Origin of the sequence: Chryseobacterium sp. MDT2-18, from assembly GCF_030815285.1 — a bacterium.
Taxonomy (GTDB): domain Bacteria; phylum Bacteroidota; class Bacteroidia; order Flavobacteriales; family Weeksellaceae; genus Kaistella; species Kaistella salivictor.
On the sequence record NZ_JAUSWQ010000029.1, the window covers coordinates 1 to 1,802 of the forward strand.

The 1,802-nt window shown below is 40.7% G+C and carries 1 protein-coding gene; it reads right to left on the reverse strand.

The window, feature by feature from the left end:
* Positions 1-1,661, reverse strand: a 1,661-nt coding sequence (locus QF004_RS13920) for a DUF6443 domain-containing protein (protein WP_307427503.1), incomplete at its 3' end; no start/stop codon positions are given.
* Positions 1,662-1,802 lie beyond the last annotated feature (141 nt).

Below are 1,802 nucleotides of genomic sequence, written 5' to 3' on the forward strand. Positions count from 1 at the left end.
CCAATTTCATTATAGCTGTTTTGGGTCAGAATTTCTTCTGGCTCTAAGTCAACCTGATGCTTGTGAACCAAAAGGCGGTTTTGGTGGTCATAGTCAAAGGTTTCTTCAATTTTTACTTCAGTACTGCTATTCAATCTTTTGTGATAGGTAAACATTTTCTGTGGAACGCCGGTAAAATCGAGAATGCTTTCTGTTTTGGTATAACCGCCCAGATGATTGATGGAATGGCCTCCAATAACTCTGCCTTTTCTATCGTAGAAACTGTAGTTTTGTGTCCAGTTATCATCTTCTATGTTTTTAACAAAAGAAGCGGTGGGCAGGGATTGGGTGGATTGGGTGACTCCAGCAGGAAAAACATCTTCCAGAATTGGCTCACCCTGTATCTTATTATTTGCTGGATAGGGTGTTCCTGTAGGATAACTGTCGTAATAGTTGACGCTTAACAGTACTTTAGCACCCGTAGGAAATCCTTCGTTATTATAATAAACAGGCATCCCTTGTGAAGTGAAGGTTATGCCCGCTGTTCTCAGTTCATTATTAGCTGCATTTGCCTGCATATTGTTTAAAGCAGTTTGCATCACACTTCTGGTAGCGGTATTTTTGAAGAAGCCGGTATAAACGACCCTTCCAAATTTATCATACTTGGTAAAAAGCCAGCCTTTGGCTTTGAAGTTATTAGTGGTTAATCTCAGATTAGCATCCTGGGTTAAAACCAACCTGTCCTGCTGATCATAGACCATATACTCCGAGCCTTTCCCCGGAAGTTTTTTCTCTACCAGTCTTCCTCTGCCGTCGTAGCGGTATTGGTAGCAGAGGTCATTTAATATTGTGGAATCTGCAGATAGGGTGGTGTCAGGAAAAAGGGAACCAACGGCTTTCGGCGGTATTACAAAAGCCAGCTGATTGTATTCATTGTAAACATAGTAGGTATCTACATTATTTACTCCATCATTTTTTCTTACCAATAAGGTTTGACCCTGTCCGTTTTTAAACTCAGTGCTGGTATTGCCGTCTTCATCGGTTACTGTATTTTTATAAAGCTGGTTGGCTTTATAAGAATGATTGGAAGAGCTGGTGTCTGTAGCTTGAGCAAGGGTTAAGACTGATAATGTTGCATTGTCACTCCATGATGTTGTCGTAATATATTTATATACGTCATCTTTTTCGTTGGTTTCATAGCCAAATGTGACGGGTTTGTTTTGCCAGGCATTCCCAACTTGTATGTGCTTTTGGATGCGGTCTAAGGGGGAGTTTTCTAAAACCTGGTGCGAGAAAGGACGATCATCTTTAATTGGGAAATCTTTGGTTGTACCATTTTGTGCAGCGTTGTAATAGGAAACAACACCCGCAGAATCTAAAGATTGGATACCACCATTGGCAGAAGTCATTGAAACAGGAAGATAAGAATCTACCTGTCTGCCAAAACCGTCATAAGGAATAGTGGTCACTACATCGTTTTTTGCGGGTGATGCTTTTACGTTGACCACTTGTTTAGGTCTGCCCAGACCATCGAAATATTGTACGGTTTCTGCTTTCTTTAGACAGTCTGCGGTTAGACAGGTGGTGCTGAAAACATAATTCTCCGTGGAGTTCGGGACGGTTTGTGCAAAAGAAATGCTTCCTACAAACAACAATGCATATATTGATAGAATTTTTTTCATATTCTTTGTGTCTTATGGTTTGTAGTGGTATTCGTAAGTTTTCAAGATGTTTCCGGTAATGTCTTTCACTTCTTTCAGCCGGTTGGCGGTATCGTAAATATATAATTCGCGAATTCCTGAGGGAGGGGTGATACTGGTTAC